Origin of the sequence: Tahibacter amnicola (assembly GCF_025398735.1) — a bacterium.
Classification (GTDB): domain Bacteria; phylum Pseudomonadota; class Gammaproteobacteria; order Xanthomonadales; family Rhodanobacteraceae; genus Tahibacter; species Tahibacter amnicola.
Genome location: NZ_CP104694.1, coordinates 1,879,444 through 1,901,402, shown reverse-complemented (window position 1 = coordinate 1,901,402; position 21,959 = coordinate 1,879,444). Strand labels below are relative to the sequence as shown.

Sequence of the window (21,959 nt, the reverse complement as noted above, 5' to 3'; positions counted from 1 at the left end):
GCGGCGCCAACCGATCAGACCGCCACGCGCGCGAACAGGTCGTGGTTGTCGGCGTTGATCACCTCGACCTCGACGAACTGCCCGGGCTTGAGTTTCTGGCCGTCCTCAATGTGTACAACGCCGTCGATTTCCGGCGCGTCGGCAGACGATCGCGCCACTGCACCCTCGCCGTCGGCATGGTCGACCAGCACCGTGATGCGGCGACCGATCTTCTCGCCCAGGCGGATGCCGCTGATCTCGGCCTGAACTTCCATGAAGCGTTCCAGGCGTTCTTCCTTGATATCGTCCGGCACCGGATCGGGCAGGTCGTTGGCCGCAGCGCCATCAACCGGCGAGTAGGCGAAGGCACCGACGCGGTCGAGCTGCGCTTCGCGCAGGAAGTCGAGCAGTTCCTCGAATTCGGCCTCGGTCTCTCCCGGAAAGCCGACGATAAACGTGGAGCGGATGGTCAGATCCGGACAAATCTCGCGCCAGTTGCGCACCCGGGCCAGCACTTTGTCCACTGCTCCAGGCCGCTTCATCAGCTTCAGGATACGCGGGCTGGCGTGCTGGAACGGGATGTCCAGGTACGGCAGCAGGCGCCCCTGCGCCATCAGCGGGACGACTTCGTCCACGTGAGGGTACGGGTATACATAGTGGAGACGTGTCCAGATACCCAATTCCGCAAGACCGTCGCACAGTTCGGTCATGCGGGTACGGTAGGCCTTGCCGCGCCACTGGCGCTCGGCGTACTTCAGATCCACGCCGTAGGCGCTGGTGTCCTGCGAGATGACCAGCAGCTCCTTCACGCCGCCCTTGGCGAGCTTCTCCGCCTCCACCAGCACTTCATCGACCGGGCGCGAACGCAGGTCGCCACGCATCGAGGGGATGATGCAGAACGAACAGCGGTGATTGCAGCCTTCGGAGATTTTCAGATAGGCGTAGTGCTTGGGCGTGAGCTTGAGCCCCTGCGGCGGGACCAGGTCCAGGAAGGGATCATGCTTGGGCGGCACCTGGGCGTGCACGGCGTTCATGACGCTGGTGTAGTCCTGCGGGCCGGAAATCGACAGCACGTCCGGATGCGCCTCGCGGATCACATCGGCCTTGGCGCCCAGGCAGCCGGTCACGATCACCTTGCCGTTCTCGGCCATGGCCTCGCCAATGGCGTCGAGCGATTCCTCGACCGCGGCGTCAATGAATCCGCAGGTGTTGACCACGACCACGTCCGCGTTGTCGTAGGTCTGCACGATGTCGTACCCCTCGACCCGCAGCTGCGTGAGAATACGTTCGGAATCGACCAGTGCCTTGGGGCAGCCGAGGCTGACAAAGCCGACCTTGGGATTCTGGCGGGACATGGCGGAACTCATTGAGGCAAGCCGGCGATTGTAACGAGGCGGCCGGCATCGCGTCGAATGCCCTTTGCCGACGTGAACTTTGTTTACCAAGGTGTCTTCCATGGCGCCTTACGCCACGGCGCAAATCCTGCAAAGCTTGCCCGACTCCACCAGGAACCGGTTTCCCATGCCGAGCGGACCGCCCCTGCCCCGCCGCGCCCGTGCGCTGGTCGTGTTGATGACGGCGCTGGCCGTCTGCGGCTTCGGCCTGGTGGATCCGCTCAACGCCGAAAATCTGTCACCCGCCGCCGCCGGGCCTCTGGCGACCGCCGCCGGCACCACCTCTGCCGCCATCGACACCGCCTGGCGCAGCGGAGACCGTCTGCTCGGTCCGCTCCTGGGACCGCACGGCCGCATCCACCTGGCCCGGTTCGTCGGGACCCTCCAGGTTTCGCTGGGGGCCCAGCAGGCTGCGCCGGCGTGGCAGCTGGTCGGCGACCTGGCCAGCCGCTACGGCCCGCCCGAACGGCTGCTCGAAGCGCTGGACAATGTGGCCTCGGTGGCGATCAGCCATGGCGACTATGACCTGGCCGAGCGGCTGACCGACCAGCTCCTGCTGCAGGGCCGACGCCTGGTCGACCTGCGCGCCCAGGCAGCCGCGGAAGGCTACCTGGGTGTGATCGCGCGCCGTCGTGGCCAGCTCGACCGCGCCCGCGAGCACCAGGAATCCGCCCTCGCCCTGCGCCGGGCGATCCAGGATGCCTCCGGCGAAGCCCAGGTCCTGATGAACCTGGGAACTGTCCATCGCGACCTGGGCGACTTCGCCCGCGCCCTCGAACTGCAGCTCAAGGCCCTGGACATCCGCACCCGGCTCGGGCCGCTCGAGCGCGTGGACCTGTCGTACCGCAATATCGCCCTGCTGTATCGCGAAATCGAAGACGCCGAACAGGCCAAGGCCAATTTCGAGGCCGCCGTCCGGGCCTCGCAGGAGCGGCATGACGTCCAGTCGCTGGCCAGCGCCCTGGGCAGCTATGCCAGCTTCAGCAACGACCAGGGGGACGCCACGCGCGCCCTGACCATGGCGCGCCAGGCACTGGCGATCGACGCGAGCCTGGGCAACCGGCCATACATCGGGCTGGAGAAACTGGAAATCGGCCGGGCCCAGCTCAGCCTGGGCCAGATCGACGAAGCCCAGGCGGCGCTGCGCGAGGCCCTGGCGATCGGCCGCGAGCTGCGTCACCGCGAAATCATCGGCGGCGCGTTGCTCTACCTCGGCCGTGCAGCGATGCGGCGCAATGACACCGACCAGGCCCGGCGCCTGCTCGACGAATCAATCGCCGCCCTGCGTGAAGCCAATATCAAGGCGAAACTGGCCGACGCCATGGCCGCACGCCAGGAGCTGGCCCGCTCCGCCGGCGAAACAGCGATCGCACTGGACCTCGCCAGCAAGCGCCTGGCGCTGCGCGAAGAACTGCTCGGCACGCGCTCGGGCCGCCAGCTGGCAGCCCTCAAGGCCCGCTACGAGCGCGCCGAAGCCGACCAGCGCATCCAGATGCTCAGCCTCACCAACGAAGTGCAGGGGCTGCGCCTGCGCGAACAGGCGCTGGCGCGTCGCATCGGCATTGGCCTTGTGATCACCCTCGGATTGATTTCGGCCGTCCTGTTCAGCCGCTACCGCACGACACGCCGGCTCAACCGCGCGCTCGAAGCAAAAAACGAAGAGATCAGTGCCCACGAGCGCGCACTGGAAGACGCGAATGCCAAGCTCAGTACGCACGCGGCAGAGCTCTACCAGGCCGCGATCACCGATCCGCTGACCGGCGCCTACAACCGCGGCCACCTGCTGCGCCAGCTCGAAGACCACCTGCGTCATGCCCTGCGCGAAGGCCAGGAGCTCTCGGTGCTGCTGATCGACTTCGACCATTTCAAACGCATCAACGACGAGCACGGCCATCTCTTTGGCGACCGCGTGCTCGCCAGTGGCGTGCAGATCATTCGCCAGTGGCTGGAACCGGGCGACCTGGTGGGACGCTACGGCGGCGAGGAATTTGTCGTCGTGCTGCCCGGAAAGGATCTCACCGTTGCCGCCGAGATCGCCGAACGCCTGCGCGACAAGGTCGCCAGCGGGCTCACCCCGCTTCTGCACGCACCCAATCCACTGACGATCAGCATTGGCCTTGCCACCGTGCAGCTGGCGCGGGCAGCCAACCTCGAAGCGCTGCTGGGGGCGGCCGATGTAGCCGTCTACCGGGCCAAGGCGCAAGGGCGAAACCGCGTGGTTCCCTACGCCGCCTGATTGCGCGCCGCTGCGCATGCGTTGACATCCGCAGCGCGGCGCATAGGCTCAGGGCTTTGGCAGGGAGCACGCCATGGGCCAGACCATCCAGATCGCCACCGATGGCATGCACTGCATCGGCGCGTACCGTGCCGATCCGGCAGGAGCGCCGCGCGGCGGCATTGTCGTCGTGCAGGAAATCTTCGGCGTCAACGCGCACATCCGCAGCGTGGTCGACCGCTTCGCCGCGGCAGGCTACACCGCTATCGCCCCGGCCGTTTTCGACCACATCGAAACCGGGGTCGAGCTCGGCTACGACGAAGCCGGCGTCGCGCGCGGTCGCACCCTGGCGGCCGAGGTCGGATTCGACCGCGCCGTCGCCGCGGTGGGCAGTGCCGCCGAGGCCATCGCATCCTCGGGCAAAGTCGGCGTTACGGGATTCTGCTGGGGTGGCACAGTCAGTTTTCTCAGCGCCACGCGGCTGGCACTGCCGGCGGTGGTGTACTACGGCGGACGTAGCGTTCCGTTCCTGGCAGAACCGGCGAAAGCGCCCCTGCTCTTTCATTTCGGCGAGAAAGACCCGCTGATTCCCCCGGAGGATGTTGCCCGCCACCGCGCCGCTCAGCCACAGGCCGAGTTCCACCTGTATCCCGCCGGTCACGGCTTCAACTGCGACCAGCGCGCCGACTTTGATCCGGCATCCGCCGCCCTGGCGCTGGAACGGACACTGGCTTTCTTTGCACGCGAACTGGTCCCTGCGAGGCAGTCATGACCCCATCGCTCGATACGGCGTTCGTGCTCGATCCGCGTCTGGCCAATGACAGCCACGTGGTCGGCGAACTGGCGCTTTCCCGCGTGTTGCTGATGAACGACATGCGCTTCCCCTGGCTGATCCTGGTGCCGCGGCGGCCGGGTCTGCGCGAGCTGACCGAACTGTCGCGCGAGGAGCAGCGCCAGTTGCTCGACGAGGTCAACCAGGCAGCCCATGTCCTGCACGCCATCGCCAAGCCCGACAAAATGAACATTGCCGCATTAGGCAACGTGGTGCCGCAACTGCACCTGCACGTGATCGCCCGCTATGTGGGCGATGCAGCCTGGCCGCGGCCGGTCTGGGGCGTTGGCGTCGCTGATCCCTACACGGCTGCGGAGAGCAGCCGTGTCCTCGGCCTGCTGCGTGCCGGCCTGTCGCTCTCGCCGGAGACATGAACGCGTCGCCGCGCGTGACGTTCCTGGGTGCTGATACGCTCCTTGTGGAACTGGGCACGGGCATTGACGCGGCCACCAACCGCCGCGTACATGCAATGGCGGCCAGGATACGCGCCGCCGCCATTCCCGGCGTACTGGACCTGATCCCCGCCTACGCCAGCCTTGGTGTCCGGTACGACCCCAGCTACTACCGCGATAGCATCGGCAGCGATCCGGCCACCGCGGTTGCCGCCGTCGTTATCCAGGCGATGGGCGATATCGATGCCACTTCCCGGGAATCGGCACGAACGATCGAGATCCCGGTGTGCTACGGCGGCGACCATGGCCCCGACCTGGCCGACGTCGCGCGCCACGCGGGAATGTCTGTCGAGGCGGCGATCGAACGCCATGCGGGCGCGATCTATACCGTCGCCATGCTGGGTTTTGCGCCGGGCTTTCCCTACCTGCTGGGCCTTGATTCGCAACTGCACACGCCGCGACGCCCCACACCGCGGACGCGCGTGCCGGCCGGGTCCGTCGCGATCGGCGGCGCACAGACCGGCATCTATCCGTGTGTCCTGCCGGGCGGCTGGCAATTGATCGGACGCACTCCGGAGGTGCTGTTTCACGCGGACCGCGATCCGCCGAACCGGCTCGCCCCGGGCGATATTGTGCGCTTCGTGCCCATCAGCCAGGCGGCGTTTGACTTACGCTCGCAGAGCCACGCGCCATGATCACCGTGCTCAGGCCAGGCATGCAGACGACCGTGCAGGACAGCGGCCGCAATGGCTATGCCGGCGCCGGCATCGGCAGCGCGGGCAGCGCCGATCCCGTTTGCGCCCGGCTCGCCAATCGGCTGGTGGGCAATGACATCACCGCTGCGCTGCTGGAGATCACGCTGACGGGTCCGACCTTGCGGTTTTCCAGCGACGCCTGGATCGCGCTTGCCGGTGCACCGCTGGAGGCCTCCATCAATGGGCAGCCGGTACCAACCTGGCGCCCCGTTCCATTGTCGGCGGGCACCACGCTCGAATGTCACGGCATGCGCCAGGGTGCACGTACCTATCTTGCAGTGCGCGGTGGCATTGCCGTCAAACCGGTGCTCGGCAGCCGCAGTACCGACGTGAATGCCGCAATTGGTCCGCTGGGTGGACGTCCGCTGCAGTCGGGTGACACCCTGGCGGTCGCCGCGCTGCCGGATCGGATCGGCCACCGCACCGCGCCGCGCTGGTCGTGCAGTCCCAGCCCCTGGTTCACGGCCAATGTGCGGGCACCGATCCGATTGACGCCGGGCACCCACTACGAATGGCTTGACGGCGCGTCGCGCGTGGCGCTGACCAGTCACCCCTATCGCATCCAGCCCGACTCCAATCGCGTCGGTCTGCGCCTGGACGGCCCGGCGCTGCAACTGACGCAGCCATTGGAACTGATCTCCGAATGCGTCTGCCGCGGCACCGTGCAGCTGCCGCCCGCGGGCCTGCCCATCGTGCTGGGCGCCGAGCATCCGACGACCGGCGGCTACCCGCGCATCGCGCACGTCATCGAGGCAGACCTTCCCCGCATTGCTCAACAACGGCCGGGCGACGAGGCGGTATTTACCCTGGTCACACCCGACGATGCCGTACGGGCCGGCTATCGTGTCGCCGGTGCGCTGGGAAGACTGGAGGCGGAGATCGACGCACGTCTGGCGGCGCTCGACTTGCACGCGCTTGCACTGTCCTAGGCAAGCCCCGCCTCGCTACCATCACGCCTTGCGCGCGGCAACCACCTGGAACGCGCGCTGCGGAAACCGCGCTTCTCCTGCCGGAAAGGAATGCCATGCGGACCATCGACCTCAATTGCGACATGGGCGAATCCTTCGGGGCCTGGAAGATGGGCCAGGACATCGCCGTGATGCCCCACGTCAGCTCCGTCAATATCGCCTGCGGCTTCCACGCCGGCGATCCGGACACGATGCGCCAGACCGTGGAAGCGGCCGCGCGCCACGGCATCCCCATCGGTGCACACCCGTCGCTGCCGGATCTGGCCGGATTCGGCCGACGCGACATGGCCGTCTCACCGAATGAGGCCTACGCACTGGTGCTCTACCAGATCGGCGCGCTGGACGCTTTTGTGCGTACCCACCGGCGCGCACTGTTTCATGTCAAACCCCACGGGGCGCTCTACAACATGGCCGCCCGCGATGACACCTTGGCTGACGCCATCGCAGCCGCCGTGCGTGATTTCGATCCGCGCCTGGTACTGGTCGGCCTGGCCGACAGCGCGCTGACACGCGCCGGCACGCGTGCGGGCCTGCGCGTGGCGCACGAGGCTTTCTGCGACCGGCGCTACCAGACTGATGGCAGCCTGGTACCGCGCCGCGAAAGCGACGCCGTGCTGTCGTCGATTGACGAGGCCGTAGCGCAGGCGCTGCGGATCGCCGCGCAGGGCGAAGTCGTCGCCCGCGACGGCCAGGTCATCACGCTGTCCGCTCAGACCCTGTGCATCCATGGCGACAAAGCCGACGCCGCGGAGTTCGCCCGCCGGTTGCGCGGCGCACTGGAAGGCGCCGGCATCGGCGTTGCCGCACTCTCGGAGAACACATGGACCTGAATTACTGGCCGCTACTGGGCGTTGCCGTTGTCGTCGCCGGTTTTGCCCTGCGCCTCAATCCGATGATCGTGGTGGTCAGCGCCGGATTGACCTCGGGATTTGCCGCCGGCAAATCGCTGCCCGATCTGCTGGCACTGATCGGCGATGCGTTCGTCACGACGCGCTCGCCAATGGTGATCGCGCTGACCCTGCCGGTGATCGGCCTGCTGGAACACGCCGGCCTGCGCGAACATGCGCAGACCTGGATCGCCCGGTTGCAGGGGATGACCTTGACGCGGCTGCTGGTGACCTACCTGGGCATCCGCCAGGTCAGCAGCATGGTCGGCCTGCAATCGGCCTGCGGCCACGCGCAGACCGTGCGCCCACTGATCGCGCCGATGGCCGAAGCGGCCGCGGAGAAGGCGCATGCGCCGCTATCGGATGAGGAGCGCGATGCAACCCGCGCCATGTGTTCGGCAACCGACAATATCGGCATGTTCTTCGGCGAGGATGTCTTTATCGCCATCGGCGCGGTGCTGATCATCCAGAGCTTCTTCGCCAGCCACGGATTGCCGATGGAGCCCCTCGTGATCGCGCTCTGGGCCATTCCGACGGCGATTGCCGCATTCATCATCCACGCCATCCGGCTGCACTTCTTCCAGCGCCGGCTGCAGAAAGCGCGGGCGGTCACGGGGAATACGCATGTTCAGCGCTAGCTTCGTGTGGTGGCTGGTCGCCTTGATCCTCGGCGCCGCGGCGTTGATGGACCTGCGCGCGCGGCGCTGGGCGAACGCGGCATTCTGGCTCATCCTGACGCTGGTGTTTGCCGGCGGCGACTGGGTGATCGCCGAAACCAAATCGGGCAACCGGCTGCCGACACAGCTGGTCGGTGTCGGCGTCATCGTGATTGCGCTGCTGGCCGGATCCGGAAGGATGACGCGCGCCGCCACGGTCGACGCCGATCGCCCCCGGCGCGAAGCCACGGCACGCCGGCTGGGTCACCGCCTGTTCGGTCCGGCGCTGCTCATTCCCGCCGTGACCGCCGTGCTGGTGTTGCCGTCGGTGCTCGGGTCCTACTTCGGCGTCGACGGCAGCTTCCTGCTCGGCAAGGATTCACCAACCCTGGTCGCCCTGGCCATTGCCTGCGCCGTGGCCCTGGTCGCCGCCCTGCGCGTGACCGGTTCCCGGCCGGCGCAGGCCGTGGTGGAATCAGCCCGCCTGCTGGACGCCCTGAGCTGGGCCATCGTGCTGCCGATGCTGCTGGCGGCACTGGGCAATGTCTTCACGGCCACCGGCGTCGGCGAAGTGATCGCGGCACTGGTGACCCGTGCTGTTCCCGCCGGAAACGTGTTCGGCTACGTGCTGGCGTATGGCCTGGGCATGATGCTGTTCACGATCATCATGGGCAATGCCTTTGCCGCGTTCCCGGTGGTCACGGCGGGCATCGCGCTGCCGCTACTGATCGAGCAGCACAACGCGAACGCGGCCGTTATCGGCGCGATCGGCATGCTGACCGGTTACTGCGGCACGCTGCTCACGCCCATGGCAGCCAACTTCAATATGGTGCCGGCGATCCTGCTGGAGCTGAAGAGCCCCTACGGCGTGATTCGCGCCCAGTGGCCCACCGCCGTGGTGCTGGCGGTGGTGAACATTGCGTTGCTCTATTTCCTGGCATTCCGATGAGCCGCCGGGCAGCTACGGCGCGAAAAGTGCTGCTGACGGGCTTTGACCCTTTCGGTGGCGAGACGATCAACCCGTCCTGGGAGGCGGTGCGTGGGCTGGACGGCGAAGACATCGCTGGCCATCGCATTGTGGCGACTTGCCTGCCGACCGAATTTGGCCGATCGCGCCGGGCATTGCGCGCCGCAATCGCTCGTGCGGAACCCGGTATCGTCCTGTGCGTGGGACAGGCCGGCGGGCGTGCCGCGCTGTCCATCGAGCGGGTGGCAATCAATGTCGACGACGCCCGCATTCCCGACAATGCCGGCCGCCAGCCGGTCGACCGCCCCATCATTGCGGACGCCCCGGCGGCATACTTCGCCACACTGCCCATCAAATCGATGCTGACAGCGCTGCAGGGCGCGGGTGTGCCCGCGGAGATCTCCCAGACGGCAGGCACATTCGTGTGCAACCACGTGTTCTTCGCGCTGATGCACGCACTGGCGTCCCGGCGCACCTGTCGCGGCGGCTTCGTGCACATTCCCTATTTGCCGGAACAGGCAGCTCGCCACCCGGGCGCACCCGGGCTGGCGCTGGAGACCGTGCAGCGCGGCCTGCGCATCCTGATCGAAACCGCGGCGACAACCCGCCGGGACCGGCGCATTGCGGCCGGGGCCACGCACTAGGGCATAGCCTGAACAGGCAGCCTTTCCGGATTCACGGCTTCGTCTGAGCGACCTTTGCCTCGCTGACCGGCGCCTCGCAGCCCCGCCCGGGTTTCGCACCATCGCTGACCGTCATCACCAGCTCGCCGGTGGCCACGAAGGGCAGCTTCACTTTCACGGCATCGGTCGAATAGTAGAAACCGCCCTTGGTGGGTGCCTTGACCTGGTCGCGCGCGCCAGATTCGAACGCACTGCCGATGTCCTTTTCGGTGGTCGCGACCAGGAAACGCTGCAGGTCCTTCACGCGTGCGCAGCCGAACAGCTCGGTCGGGCGAAAGGGGCGGATATCCAGCTTCAGCGGCTCGACCGCGACCGTCTCGCGGATATTGCCGGCGCCGTCGAGGAGATAGAGGACTGGTTTGAACACCGTGTGGCCGCGTCCTTTCTCCGCTTCCTGCGCGATGACGCGCACTTCCACGGTGGCCTGCGGCAGCGGCCTGGCCAGTTCGACGCGACGGAAATGGCTGCGGCCGCGGGGCAGTTCCGCCTCGGGAGCCGCTGCATCGATGGGAAAGCGCGTCGGCTGGTCGACCAGCAAGTTGAGCGGACCAGCTTCCTGGTGGGCAACGACGCCCGGCCTGGGCTCGGACTTTCCGCCCAGCTTCTGCCGCGCCCAGTCGATGGGGCCTGCGCTGGCGGTGGCGGTGCCCAGAGCAAGGGCGCCGACGACGATACGGATGGCGGGCGTTTTCGAAGTCATGCGAAACCGACCGCAGCGACGCGTGAAAGTTGCCGCCCGCGCGTCGATCAACGACGGCGGGCGGAACGGTATCACTCGCCCAGCGGCGTGAGCTGGTTGTTGCTTTCGGTATAGGCGGCGATCTTGAGGTAATCGGCAATCACCTTGAGCAGGTGCTTGTGATTGTCGGTCGCCTTGTCGGCGTTGCGCAGCACCACGCCGGTGATCTTGCCTTCATCCTTGAGGCCCTGCAGGGAACCCAGCAGCATGTTCTTGCCGAGCGGATTGCCCTCGAACAGGAATTGATCCTGCTCCACTGCCTTCACATAGGCGTTGCCGTCCTTGATGTCCTTTGCTGCAAACGCCGAAAAGGAAAACAACAAACTCGTAAACAAGGCAAAAATGAAGCGTTTCATGGTGAACTCCCCATAGCCCCTCGGGCCTTCTGGATGGTTACTGCGCTGCCGCCTGCGTGCGGACCTCGGTGATCTCCTCGCCTTCCTTCTCCTGCAGGAAGGTGCGGACCTTCAACTCGAACCCGATGCGGGCCAGGCCCGCGACGTGCCGGTCGGAGACTTTCTGCTTCTCCGCGCGCTTGAGCAGCACGGTCTTGGCAGGGTTGTTCGTGTCGCGACGGAAGCGCAGGTTGCCCTTGACGTCTTCCTCCGAGAGCGTGGCACCGTCCATGTCGTACTGGCCGTCCTTGTCGGCCTTGAGCACGACGTCGAAGGTCGACGGCACATCCGGCGCGGCGACATCGGTCGGGCGGGTACGGCCACTGCAGGCCGACAGCGCCAGCGCCGCCGCCGAGGCCAGGATCACACCACGCAGAATTCGGGAGAGCGCGAAACGTTGCATCGGGATATCCGTAGGTTGCAGGTCAAAAGGGTATCACCGCCGCCGCGGCGCGGCAGCGAAAGTGGCTTCATGTGCGCGGCAACGTAACGCCGCGCTGGCCCTGGTACTTGCCGCCGCGGTCCGCATAGCTGGTCTCGCATTCCTCGTCGGATTCGAAGAACAGCATTTGTGCAACACCCTCGTTGGCGTAAATCTTGGCCGGCAGGGGGGTGGTATTGGAAAACTCCAGGGTGACGTGCCCTTCCCACTCCGGCTCGAGCGGCGTGACGTTCACGATGATGCCGCAGCGCGCGTAGGTCGACTTGCCCAGGCAGACGGTCAGCACCTGGCGCGGAATCCGGAAGAATTCCACCGTCCGCGCCAACGCGAAGGAGTTGGGCGGGATGATGCAGACTTCGCTCTTGATGTCGACAAAGCTCTTCGGATCAAAGGCTTTCGGGTCGACGATGGTGGAGTTGATATTGGTGAAGACCTTGAACTCGTCGGCACAGCGCACGTCGTAGCCGTAGCTGGAGGTGCCGTAGGAGATCAGTCGGCCGCCAGAGGCATTCTGCTTGACCTGGGCAGGTTCGAACGGATCGATCATGCCGTGGCGTTCAGCCATGCGGCGGATCCATTTGTCGGATTTGATGCTCATCGAGGCTCGGTTCGCTGACGAATCGGCGGGAATGGGCCATGGCCCGCCGGGCACAGACCTCCCCGGCCAGTACCCTGGCGACAAGCCGGCAAGCCTACACCAAATCCGTCCCCGGCCCGTAAAGGATGCGTTGGCGGGCCCCCGCCGGGGGCCCGCCGGCGCCACGGCCCACTAGCTGTTCTGGATCACGATCTTGGGGAACTGGATCGCCTTGTTGCGCGCCTGCAGTGAGAGGCGGCCGGCCACGCGCCGGGCGATTTCCCGGTACCGCGCCGCGATTGGCGAGTCCGGCGCCGCGACCACGGTGGGCGAACCGGCATCGGCTTCGCTGCGGATCCGGATGTCCAGCGGCAACGATCCCAGCAATGGCACACCGTACTGGCCGGCCATGCGCTCGCCGCCACCGGCGCCGAAGATGGCTTCCTCGTGGCCGCAGTTCGAACAGACGTGGGTCGCCATGTTCTCGACGATACCCAGCACGGGCACTTCCACTTTCTGAAACATCTTCAAGGCCTTGCGGGCATCGATCAGGGCGATGTCCTGGGGGGTGGTGACAATTACCGCGGCGCTCATGGGGATGCGCTGGGCCAGGGTCAGGGCGATGTCGCCGGTGCCGGGCGGAAAATCGATGACGAGATAGTCCAGGTCTTCCCAGAGCGTATTGGTCGCCAGCTGCATCAGGGCCTGCGTGACCATCGGACCGCGCCAGATCACCGGGGTGTCTTCCTCGATCATGTAGCCGATGCTCATGACCTGGAGGCCATGATTGCGCTTGGGCAGGAAATTCTGGCCGTCCGGGCTTTCCGGCTTGCCGCCGGTCCCGGTCAGCATCGGCAGCGAGGGGCCGTACACGTCGGCGTCAAGAACGCCCACGCTGGCGCCTTCGGCCTTGAGCGCCAGGGCAAGATTCACGGCCGTGGTCGACTTGCCCACCCCGCCCTTGCCCGAGGCGATCGCGACGATGTTCTTCACCCCCGGAAGGGGGCTCATGTCCTTCTGCACCTGGTGCGCGTGCACGCGGCAGGCGACATTGACCGCGGCCGCCTCGGCCAGGTCATCGCCTTCCACGGCCTGCTTCACCTGGCGGGCCAGCTCCGCCTGCCACGACAGCGCCGGGTAACCCAGCTGGATATCGACCAGCACCTTCCGGCCATCCACGCCGATGGCGCGCACGGCGCCGCTGGCGACCAGGTCCGATCCGGTGTGGGGGTCGATGATTTGCGACAGTCTTTGCCGCACCGCGCTTTCAAGTTCCTGGGACATCACATGATCCTGGGTTCTGGAACCGCGGGATTGTAAGCGCAACACGCGGCGACGGGGCCGGACCGACGGTCTGCCGCAGCGCGGCATGCCATAATCGCAGGCCGTTTCAGACCGGAAGCCATCGGATGACATCCACCAGCCCCATTCTCGTGACCTGCGCCCTGCCCTACGCCAATGGCCAGCTGCACCTGGGCCACCTGGTGGGCTATACCCAAGGCGACATCTGGGTGCGCGCACAGCGAATGGCGGGCCGGACCGTGCATTTCGTCTGCGCCGACGACACCCATGGCACGCCGATCATGCTGGCCGCCGAGAAGGCAGGCGTGTCGGCGGAAGCCTTCGTGGCGGAAATGCAGAAGGATCACGAACGCGACTTCGCCGATTTCGGCGTCGCCTTCGACCACTACGACTCGACCCACAGCGACACCAATCGCGAGGTCACCGAACTGATCTACCGGCGCCTGCGCGAGGCCGGCGTGATCGCACAGCGTTCCATCCAGCAGCTGTTCGACCCGGTCAAGCAGATGTTCCTGCCGGACCGCTTCATCAAAGGCGAATGCCCCAACTGCGGCACCGCCGACCAATACGGCGACAGCTGCGAGAACTGCGGTGCCACGTACCAGCCGACCGACCTGAAAAACCCGCGCTCGGTCGTTTCCGGTGCCGCGCCCGTACTGCGCGAATCGGAACACTACTTTTTTGAATTAGGGAAATTTACCGATTTCCTGCGCCAATGGCTGCAGGGGCCGGTGGCCCATGCGGGCGTCAAGGCCAAGCTGCAGGAGTGGCTGGACGCCGAAGGCGGCCTGCGCGACTGGGATATCTCGCGCGACGCGCCCTACTTCGGCTTCGAGATTCCCGACGCGCCCGGCAAGTACTTCTACGTGTGGCTCGATGCCCCGATCGGCTACCTGTCGAGCTTCAAGGCCTACTGCGACACCAAGGGCCTGGATTTCGAGGCCTACCTGCGCGAGGACAGCACCACCGAGCTGCATCACTTCATCGGCAAGGACATCATCAATTTCCACGGCCTGTTCTGGCCGTCGGTGCTGTTCGGAGCGGGCATGCGCCCGCCGACGGCGCTGCACGTCAACGGCTATCTCACCGTCAACGGACTGAAGATGTCGAAGTCACGCGGCACCTTCGTGCAGGCGCGCACCTACCTTGATTGCGGGCTGAACCCGGAATATCTGCGTTACTACTTCGCGGCCAAGACCGGCGCCGGCGTCGACGATCTCGACCTGAATCTCGACGATTTCGTCGCGCGCGTGAACTCGGACCTGGTCGGCAAGTTCGTCAATATCGCCAGCCGCTGCGCCGGCTTCGTCACCAAGCGCTTCGGCGGCCGCCTCGCGGCCGCATTGCCCCATCCGACCATGTACGGGCGATTCGTCGCCGGTGCGCGCGAAGTGGCTGCATCCTACGCCGAAGGCGAATTCAGCCGCGCGGTACGCCAGACCATGGCGCTCGCCGACGAAGCCAACCGCTACATCGACGACAAGAAGCCCTGGGTTATCGCCAAGCAGGAAGGCGCCGAGGCCGAACTGCTCGCCGTGTGCACCCAGGGCCTGAACCTGTTCCGCGTGCTCGCGGCCTGCCTGCGGCCGATCCTGCCGCAGACCTGCGTCCGCGCCGAAGATTTCCTCGTCGCCCCCGTGCATCGCTGGGACGACATCGAGCATCCGCTTCTCGACCACACCGTGCGCGAATTCCAGCCGTTGATGACGCGCATCGACCCTGCACAGATCACCGCCATGACCGAAGCCAGCAAAGAAGATCTCAAATCCGCCCCGGAAACCGCTGCCGCCGCGCCGCCTGCCAAAGCTGTCGCCGCGCCCGCGCCCGCTGCGGCGAATGACAGCGCCGCACTGCCGAACATCGGCATTGAGGATTTCGCCAGACTCGACCTGCGCATCGGCAAGGTGCTCGTGTGCGAATTCGTCGACGGCTCGGACAAACTGCTGCGCTTCGAGCTGGATGCCGGTGATCTGGGCAAGCGCCAGATCTTCTCGGGAATCCGTGCGGCCTACCAGGAGCCGGAAAAGCTGGTCGGCCGCAACGTGGTGTTCATCGCCAATCTCGCGCCGCGGAAGATGCGTTTCGGTATCTCCGAAGGAATGATCCTGTCCGCCGGCAGCGGCGGCGGCGACCTGCACCTGCTCGACGTCGACGCCGGTGCCACCGCCGGCATGCCGGTGAAGTAAGCCCTCAGCGGCGCCGCGTGCGATGCAGTCCCTGTGGATGACATTCATCGGCGCGGCGCTGGTCAATAACGTCGTGCTCGCACAACTGTCCGGTGTAGACCGGGCTTGCAGCGAGGATCGCGTCGACGCCGCCTGGCGCATCGGCGTGCTGACGACCGTGGTCGCCACGCCCGTGGCGGCCGCTATGTGGGCCTTGCAGCGTGCGCTGCCCGATGCCATGGCCATGGTCGCCGTGCGGGCCATCGCACTCATCAGCGTCGTCGCCGTCGTCAGCGCCCTGGTCGCACTGCTTCGTGGAAGCAGCACGCGGCTGGCCGCTGCAGTCGGTACGGACGGCTGGCTTGTCGCCACCAATGCCGCGGTGCTCAGCGCCGGTCTTGCGGCGACGGCGCCAACCGGTTTCGCAGAAGCACTGCTGGCAGGCTTCGGCACCGGCGTCGGATTCACCCTCGTGTGCGTGCTGCTTGCCGCACTGCGCGATCGCACGACCGAGGCGGCGGTACCCGCGGCGTTCAAGGGATTGCCGGTCACGTTGCTGACGGCAGGCCTGCTGGCGCTCGCCTTCGCCGGCTTTGCCGGCCTGGCCGTTCGATGACCACGGTTCTCGTGCTGCTGGCGATCGTGGCGGTGCTGGTGATCGCACTGCGAACGCTGCCGGCACCCGCAGAGCCCGACGCTCGTCCGCTCGCCGACCGCATCGATGCCCTGCTACCACAAACGCAGTGCCGGCAGTGCCACTACGCCGGCTGCCGCCCCTACGCGGAGGCTATTGCCACCGGCGAGGCCGATATCAACCAGTGCCCCCCGGTGGCGCTGACGGAATCCGGAAACTCGCACAGCTTCTCGGGCGCGAATCCAAGCCGCTCAATCCCGAGCACGGCATGGAATCGCCGCGCGTGGTCGCGCTGATCGACGAAGCGCTGTGCATCGGCTGCACCAAGTGCATCCAGGCGTGCCCCGTCGACGCCATCATCGGCGCGCCACAGGTCATGCACACGGTGCTGGCGGACAATTGCACCGGTTGCGGACTGTGCCTGCCGCCCTGCCCCGTGGACTGCATCGCGCTGCCGCTGGTGGCGCAGGCCACGCCGCCGGCACCTCCAGCCCTGCGGCACTGAGAACCACAAAGCGCACTCTCCCGGACTCCGCCGCACCAGCGGCGAATCAGGTCTGCATTTACCACAGTGACGACTGTGGCCTTCTGCACGTTGCCGCGAATGTGTTTTCCGGCGAGCGAAAGGATTTGCACCGGATCTCGTACTCCCCTTCGCCTTGCTTCAAGGCTTACGGGAAAACTTCCATGCTGAAGAATGCACTGAACTTCTGTCTCGTCGCCGCGCTGTCCCTGGCTAGCGCGCATTCCGCAGTCGCTGCGGGCGCAAATGGCGTCGTGTCGCCACCGCAGCGCATGCCGGCGCTGGATCTGCTCGACGCGGGCGACGACAACATCGGCCAGCCGGGCGGCGCCATTGCCGGTACCGCCGGGACGATCCTCGCTTTCGACATCACCACGGCCGACGTCGCCACCGACAACCGCGCCAAGCTCTTCGCCCTGAGCGAGAACGGTGAAGTGCTCCACCAGAAGGCCCAGCAGGGTCCGCGCTGGGGCGCGTGGAAGTCGAATCCGGTGGTCAACGTGCTCGGTGATATCGGCGTCACCGCAATTCGCTCCTTCAGCCACGGTCCGAACGCGTTCAACCAGCCCAAGGAATACGCGCTTTCCAGCAACGGCACGGAAATCTATTCGCGTACGTTCAACGAGGAATGGTACGAGTGGGGCCCGTGGGTCACTTCCACGGTGGAAAGCCTGGGCATCCCCGGCGTCACCACGATTCGCAGCTTCGACCAGGAAGGACGCGACGCCGCGATCGGCCGGCGCCTGAAGGAAACGGTCGTTTCCGGTGATGGCCGCACGATCTATTTCCGCTTCTACGAGAACCAGACCTGGGGCGCGTGGTATGCGGCTTCGGTCGCGGCGCAGATTCCGGGACTGGTAGCGATCCGCAGCTTCAGCCAGGGCATCACGCCGTCGGGCCTGGTGCGCCAGGACATGCTGTCGGACGACGGCCGCACGGTGTATTTCCGCGTGTTCCAGAATGGCGCCTGGGGCCCCTGGCACGTCACGCCGGTCGGCAACCTGCAGGTACCGGAAACGCCGTGACGGCGCAGGCGATGCGGCTTGCACCGCATCGCCTTGCCCGGTTTGTGTCAGGCCGTTTTTTCGCTGCGACGTCTTGCGTAGAACTCCGCCACGAAATCATCCAGGCGGTCATCGGCAATCGCCGCGCGCAGATTGGCCATGAGTTCCTGGTAGTGATACAGGTTGTGGATCGTTGCCAGCTGCGAGGCGAGGATTTCGTTGCACTTGTCCAGGTGACGCAGATAGGCGCGACTGAAGCCCGAACGGCAGGTGTAGCACCCGCAGGATTCGTCGATCGGCCGTGGATCGCGCGCGTACTGCGCGTTGCGCAGCCGCAGCACGCCGCTGTGCGTGAACAGGTGTGCGTTGCGCGCGTTGCGCGTGGGCATGACGCAGTCAAACATGTCGATGCCGCGACGCACGGCTTCCACGATATCTTCGGGCCGGCCCACGCCCATCAGGTAACGCGGACGGTCCGCGGGCAGCAGCGGTACGGTCGCTTCCAGCGTGTGGTTGCGTTCCGCCTCGGGCTCGCCGACCGCCAGCCCGCCGACAGCGTAGCCGTCGAAGCCGATCTGCTGCAGGCGGCTGGCCGAGCGTTCGCGCAGATCCGGATACACGCCGCCCTGCACGATGCCAAACAGCGCGTTGGCATTGCCCTCGTGGGCGCGGCGCGAACGCTCCGCCCAGCGCAGCGACAACTCCATCGAATCGGACGCCTGCTTGTGCGTCGCCGGATACGGCGTGCACTCGTCGAAGATCATCACGATGTCGGAGTTGAGCACGCGCTGGATCCGCATCGATTCTTCCGGGCTCAGGAACACTTTCGAGCCATCAACCGGCGATGCGAAGGTCACGCCTTCCTCGGTGATCTTGCGCTTGTGCGCCAGCGAGAACACCTGGAATCCGCCCGAATCGGTGAGGATAGGCCGGTCCCATCCGATGAAGTCGTGCAGTCCGCCGAAGTCGCCGATGACGTCCAGGCCCGGACGCAGGAACAGGTGAAAGGTATTGCCCAGGATGATCTGGGCGCCGATTTCCTTGATATCCCGCGGCAGCATCGCCTTGACCGAGCCGTAGGTGCCGACCGGCATGAAGGCCGGCGTCTCGATCGTGCCGCGCGGGAAATGGATACGACCGCGTCGGGCCGGGCCCATCGCCGAGCCCGAAGTGGCAATCAGTTCGAATTTCATGGTGGTTATCGTCTCGTCACGCGCCGGCGGATCAGTGCGTGGTGCCGTCGGGAAAAATGAGCATCGCGTCGCCGTAGGAGAAAAACCGGTAGCGCTGCTCGACGGCGTGCCGGTAGGCACTGAGGATGCGATCGCGGCCGGCGAAGGCGGAGACCAGCATCAGCAAGGTCGATTCGGGCAGGTGGAAATTGGTGATGAGTCCATCGACGCTGGCGATGCGATAACCCGGGAAGATGAAGATCTGGGTCTCGCCGGCAAACGGCTGCACGACGCCATCGCGCATGGCGCTTTCCAGCGCACGGACGACCGTCGTGCCGACCGCGAAGATGCGTCCCCCGTGTTCGCGCGTGCGACGCATCTTCTCGACCAGCTCGGCACCGACGTTCAACCACTCCCGATGCATCACGTGATCGTGCAGGCTCTCGGTACGGATCGGCTGGAACGTGCCCGCACCCACGTGCAGGGTGACATGCCCGAAGGACACGCCGCGCGCCGCGAGGTCATCGAGCAGCGCCTGGTCAAAATGCAGCCCCGCCGTCGGTGCAGCCACTGCGCCGGGGCGCGTGGCAAAGACCGTCTGGTAGCGCTCGTCATCGCTGTCGTCGGCGGCGCGCTCGATGTAGGGCGGCAGCGGCATGCGCCCCAGTCGCAGCAGGATTTTCTCCAGCGGCTCGGCCGGGTCGAAGGCCAGGTCGAAGAATGGGCCGTCGCGTCCAAGCACGGTAACGGTCGTACCGTCGGCCAGCTCGATCCGGCTGCCCGGACGGGGCTTCTTGCTGACGCCCAGTTGCGCACGTGCCTGGTGCGGACCGACGACGCGCTCGATCAGGATCTCCACCGCGCCGCCGGTCTCCTTGCGGCCGTGCAGGCGCGCCGGCAGGACGCGGGTGTCGTTGAAGACGAGCAGGTCACCGGACCGCAGGTAGTCGGGCAAGTCGGTGAAGTGGCGGTCGGCGAGATCGCCGTTGGTACCGTCAAGGACCAGCAGGCGGCTCGCGGAGCGTTGCGGAAGGGGCGATTGGGCGATCAGGTCGACCGGCAGGTCGAAATGGAAGTCGGACTTTTCAAGCGGGCTGGCCGTCATGCCGGATTTACGGTCCGGCGGGTCCGCGATTATCGCCGATCCCGGGCCACGCGTCGCCGCTGCCAGCGCCAGACCAGGATCGCGACACCGGCCGCCAGCATCCCCCAGGCCACGACGGGAATAGCCAACCGGACCTGGCGCTTGATGGCCGCCCATTGCTCGGCCCGGAGGCGCCGCGCCGCGCCATCGAAATCCGGAGCCGGGCAGGTTTCACCAAAACTGCCGGCGAAATTGACCAGCGCGCCTTCCCGCAGATAGCGCCGGTAATAGGCCTGCCGTTGTTCATGGGCCCCTTCCGCGTGCCCGATCCAGCGCGCGGCGGTGCATAACGTCGCCGCGAAGGCCTGGGAACGGGGCGGCAGGCGATCGGCAGCCTGCGACGCCAGGTCGGCCGCCAGGCGCCGGTAGTGGAATCGGCTATCGGGAATCACGCGGCTGGCTGCGGCGCGATCCATCTCGCCGCGCTGCACCAGCGGGCCTTCGACCAGTGCCGGCTCGTCCCAGGCATAGGACCCGCCGAACACGAACGCGTCTGGCGACAGCTCGGCCCCCAGCATTTCCATCCCGTGTCGCCGCAACAGCGTTCCCGCCTCGAACAGGGCCCGTGCAGCGGCGATGCGATCCCTCGTGCCGGCAGCACGCCGGGCGGCGATGTACTGGTCGGCGACCGTTTTCACGTTATGGCTGAAATAGGCGGGTGCCTCGTCGTATCGACCCGCCCGCATCAATCGCCGGCCCAGCAATGCGCGGAGCTGGAGATCCGGATGGCGTTCGAGCCACCAGACGTCGTCATGCGGTGCTGGCGACGCGATGGCGACGGCGGGTGCCGGCACGTTGCTATCGACGAACTGCTTGAGTTCGTCCACCGTGACCACGCGCTCGGCCAGGCGTGCCAGGTCCAGCCAGTACACGGAGCCTGCGGAATGGAACAGTCGCAACGCCTCGACGTAGTGGCCACGCGACAACGCCAGCACACCCCGTTCGCCGTTGACCCGGCATTGTGGGCGCAGCGTCTCGTCGCGGTATCCGTATTCGGGATGGATCCGCGATCCCCAGTCTTCGGAGGCTGGAAACGCCGCGGCCGCCTTCGCGTACGCTTCGGCCGCAAGATCCTGCCGGCCATCCCGCAGGGCCAGCTTGGCGCGGACCCACCAGGCCAGCGGCGCATCGCTGCGTATCGACAGCCGCGCGGCCAGGTCGAAACGTCCTGCACGATAAGCGGCCGCGGCAAATGTCTCGACGCCGGCAAGGCTGGCCGGATCGATCCGCTCCACCGCCGCCAGGTATCGCGCGAGCGCCGCCTCGGTCACCTCCGAGGCCTCGTCGAAGAGTCCGGCACGCGTATACAAGTACGCGGCGGCGAGTTTCTGGAGCACCGGATGGGCCATCGCCACTTCCACCGAGGCGTCATCGGCAAACAACCGCCGCGCCAGTATCAGCAGCGAGGCCCGTCCGCCGGGCGAACCCAGCGCAGCCTGCTGCGCGTACAACGTGACCGCGCCGGCCAGATCGTTCCGGCGCAAAGCAACCTGGGCCTCTTCGCCGAAACTGGCCACGGCCAGTCCGAGCGGATCCGCCGTTCCGCCGGCAACCGCCGAGCGCACGGCCTGGAAGGCAGCAATGGCCGTCGCGGCGGAACGGTCGCTGTACTCCGGCTCGACCTCCTCGCCCACACCAAACACTGCCATGCGCCCCAGGTTGTAGCGGGCCCAGATGCCGCGTCGCGCCTGCGCCGATGGCGGCAGGGCCAGCAATGCTTCGAAACGCGCGCGGGCGCTGTCATCATCACCGGCGTGGAAAGCGCGGGCGCCGGCCGCGTACAGCCGGATCTCCTCGTCCAACCCTTCGCCCGCCTGCCAGGCCTCGGCGTCCGTCGCAGCCGAACGCATCGCTTCCACGCGGGAGTACGCTTCGCCCAGTTCGTTTTTCTCGACGGTTTCCCGCGAGGGTGAGAGGTCGTAGCCATAGGCGTCGACACTGGCGCGGGGAAGCCCCGCCGGCGGCGTTACCAGGTGCGACGCTTCGTAGTCGAACGTGCCGTCGATCAGGTGCGTGAGCGTCTGCTTTCGATCCGATAGCAACTCCACCGGGAAACTCGGACCACAGGCCAAGGTCGGGCCACAGAGCGTCATGGCAAGGACGATGGTGACGCAGCCCCGGCGAACGCCTTGGC

Annotated in this window: 21 protein-coding genes and 1 pseudogene; 13 read left to right on the top strand and 9 right to left on the bottom strand. The window is 66.5% G+C overall.

The annotated features are described in order from the left end of the window. Positions 1-14 precede the first annotated feature (14 nt). Positions 15-1,334 (bottom strand): 30S ribosomal protein S12 methylthiotransferase RimO, encoded by a 1,320-nt coding sequence (rimO, locus tag N4264_RS07920; RefSeq protein WP_261696515.1) that lies wholly within the window; start codon positions 1,332-1,334, stop codon positions 15-17. Positions 1,335-1,500: 166 nt separating this feature from the next. On the opposite strand from rimO, the gene N4264_RS07915 reads away from it, so the two are divergent. The 9 genes from N4264_RS07915 (at position 1,501) to pcp (ending at position 9,689) form a co-directional block, all read left to right on the top strand. Continuing rightward, positions 1,501-3,609, top strand: a complete 2,109-nt coding sequence (locus N4264_RS07915; protein ID WP_261696514.1) for a diguanylate cyclase — start codon at positions 1,501-1,503, stop codon at positions 3,607-3,609. A 73-nt stretch (positions 3,610-3,682) separates the two neighbouring features. Further along, positions 3,683-4,360 (top strand): dienelactone hydrolase family protein, encoded by a 678-nt coding sequence (locus N4264_RS07910; RefSeq protein ID WP_261696513.1) that lies wholly within the window; start codon positions 3,683-3,685, stop codon positions 4,358-4,360. Next, the gene (locus N4264_RS07905; protein ID WP_261696512.1) at positions 4,357-4,794 is read left to right on the top strand and encodes an HIT domain-containing protein; all 438 of its coding nucleotides are present in this window, start codon (positions 4,357-4,359) and stop codon (positions 4,792-4,794) included. Before N4264_RS07910 ends, N4264_RS07905 begins: the two co-directional genes overlap by 4 nt. Then, positions 4,791-5,507, top strand: coding sequence for a 5-oxoprolinase subunit PxpB (pxpB, locus tag N4264_RS07900; protein WP_261696511.1), 717 nt, complete (start codon positions 4,791-4,793; stop codon positions 5,505-5,507). The genes N4264_RS07905 and pxpB overlap by 4 nt, the downstream gene beginning before the upstream one ends. Next, on the top strand, positions 5,504-6,496 hold the full coding sequence (locus N4264_RS07895) for a 5-oxoprolinase subunit C family protein (RefSeq protein WP_261696510.1): 993 nt from the start codon (positions 5,504-5,506) through the stop codon (positions 6,494-6,496). Before pxpB ends, N4264_RS07895 begins: the two co-directional genes overlap by 4 nt. Positions 6,497-6,591: 95 nt before the next feature. Beyond that, a complete protein-coding gene (locus N4264_RS07890; RefSeq protein ID WP_261696509.1) occupies positions 6,592-7,365 on the top strand; it encodes a LamB/YcsF family protein in 774 nt (257 codons plus the stop codon). After that, positions 7,356-8,060 (top strand): DUF969 domain-containing protein, encoded by a 705-nt coding sequence (locus N4264_RS07885; RefSeq protein ID WP_261696508.1) that lies wholly within the window; start codon positions 7,356-7,358, stop codon positions 8,058-8,060. Before N4264_RS07890 ends, N4264_RS07885 begins: the two co-directional genes overlap by 10 nt. Further along, positions 8,047-9,027 (top strand): DUF979 domain-containing protein, encoded by a 981-nt coding sequence (locus tag N4264_RS07880; RefSeq protein WP_261696507.1) that lies wholly within the window; start codon positions 8,047-8,049, stop codon positions 9,025-9,027. Before N4264_RS07885 ends, N4264_RS07880 begins: the two co-directional genes overlap by 14 nt. Beyond that, positions 9,024-9,689, top strand: a complete 666-nt coding sequence (gene pcp, locus N4264_RS07875) for a pyroglutamyl-peptidase I (protein ID WP_261696506.1) — start codon at positions 9,024-9,026, stop codon at positions 9,687-9,689. Before N4264_RS07880 ends, pcp begins: the two co-directional genes overlap by 4 nt. A 31-nt stretch (positions 9,690-9,720) precedes the next feature. Here the strand turns inward: pcp and N4264_RS07870 are convergent, their stop codons facing one another. From N4264_RS07870 to apbC, 5 genes are all read right to left on the bottom strand, one after another. Next, complete coding sequence (locus tag N4264_RS07870; protein ID WP_261696505.1) at positions 9,721-10,428, bottom strand: hypothetical protein; 708 nt, start codon at positions 10,426-10,428, stop codon at positions 9,721-9,723. Positions 10,429-10,499: 71 nt separating this feature from the next. Continuing rightward, positions 10,500-10,823, bottom strand: coding sequence for a hypothetical protein (locus N4264_RS07865; protein ID WP_261696504.1), 324 nt, complete (start codon positions 10,821-10,823; stop codon positions 10,500-10,502). A 37-nt stretch (positions 10,824-10,860) separates the two neighbouring features. Next, the gene (locus N4264_RS07860; RefSeq protein ID WP_261696503.1) at positions 10,861-11,265 is read right to left on the bottom strand and encodes a hypothetical protein; all 405 of its coding nucleotides are present in this window, start codon (positions 11,263-11,265) and stop codon (positions 10,861-10,863) included. Between the two features lie 67 nt (positions 11,266-11,332). Continuing rightward, positions 11,333-11,902 carry a dCTP deaminase gene (dcd, locus tag N4264_RS07855; protein ID WP_261696502.1) on the bottom strand — a complete coding sequence of 190 codons (570 nt, stop codon included), beginning with the start codon at positions 11,900-11,902 and terminating at the stop codon, positions 11,333-11,335. A gap of 171 nt (positions 11,903-12,073) precedes the next feature. Further along, positions 12,074-13,165 (bottom strand): iron-sulfur cluster carrier protein ApbC, encoded by a 1,092-nt coding sequence (gene apbC, locus N4264_RS07850; protein WP_261696501.1) that lies wholly within the window; start codon positions 13,163-13,165, stop codon positions 12,074-12,076. Positions 13,166-13,290: 125 nt separating this feature from the next. Here apbC and metG point away from each other — a divergent pair, with 125 nt between their 5' ends. From metG to N4264_RS07830, 4 genes and pseudogenes are all read left to right on the top strand, one after another. Beyond that, positions 13,291-15,369: a methionine--tRNA ligase gene (gene metG / locus N4264_RS07845; RefSeq protein ID WP_261696500.1), complete on the top strand. Its 2,079-nt coding sequence runs from the start codon at positions 13,291-13,293 to the stop codon at positions 15,367-15,369. A 22-nt stretch (positions 15,370-15,391) separates the two neighbouring features. Then, positions 15,392-15,964, top strand: a complete 573-nt coding sequence (locus N4264_RS07840; RefSeq protein ID WP_261696499.1) for an Rnf-Nqr domain containing protein — start codon at positions 15,392-15,394, stop codon at positions 15,962-15,964. 56 nt (positions 15,965-16,020) lie between these two features. Further along, positions 16,021-16,469: pseudogene (locus N4264_RS07835) on the top strand (RnfABCDGE type electron transport complex subunit B); the annotation flags it as partial. Between the two features lie 200 nt (positions 16,470-16,669). Beyond that, on the top strand, positions 16,670-17,530 hold the full coding sequence (locus N4264_RS07830; RefSeq protein ID WP_261696498.1) for a hypothetical protein: 861 nt from the start codon (positions 16,670-16,672) through the stop codon (positions 17,528-17,530). A gap of 47 nt (positions 17,531-17,577) precedes the next feature. Here the strand turns inward: N4264_RS07830 and tgt are convergent, their stop codons facing one another. The 3 genes from tgt to N4264_RS07815 are packed head-to-tail and all read right to left on the bottom strand — an operon-like array spanning position 17,578 to position 21,918. Beyond that, positions 17,578-18,702: a tRNA guanosine(34) transglycosylase Tgt gene (gene tgt / locus N4264_RS07825; RefSeq protein WP_425508315.1), complete on the bottom strand. Its 1,125-nt coding sequence runs from the start codon at positions 18,700-18,702 to the stop codon at positions 17,578-17,580. Positions 18,703-18,733: 31 nt separating this feature from the next. Next, the gene (gene queA, locus N4264_RS07820; protein WP_261696497.1) at positions 18,734-19,786 is read right to left on the bottom strand and encodes a tRNA preQ1(34) S-adenosylmethionine ribosyltransferase-isomerase QueA; all 1,053 of its coding nucleotides are present in this window, start codon (positions 19,784-19,786) and stop codon (positions 18,734-18,736) included. Between the two features lie 29 nt (positions 19,787-19,815). Further along, complete coding sequence (locus tag N4264_RS07815) at positions 19,816-21,918, bottom strand: hypothetical protein (protein ID WP_261696496.1); 2,103 nt, start codon at positions 21,916-21,918, stop codon at positions 19,816-19,818. Positions 21,919-21,959: the final 41 nt, after the last annotated feature.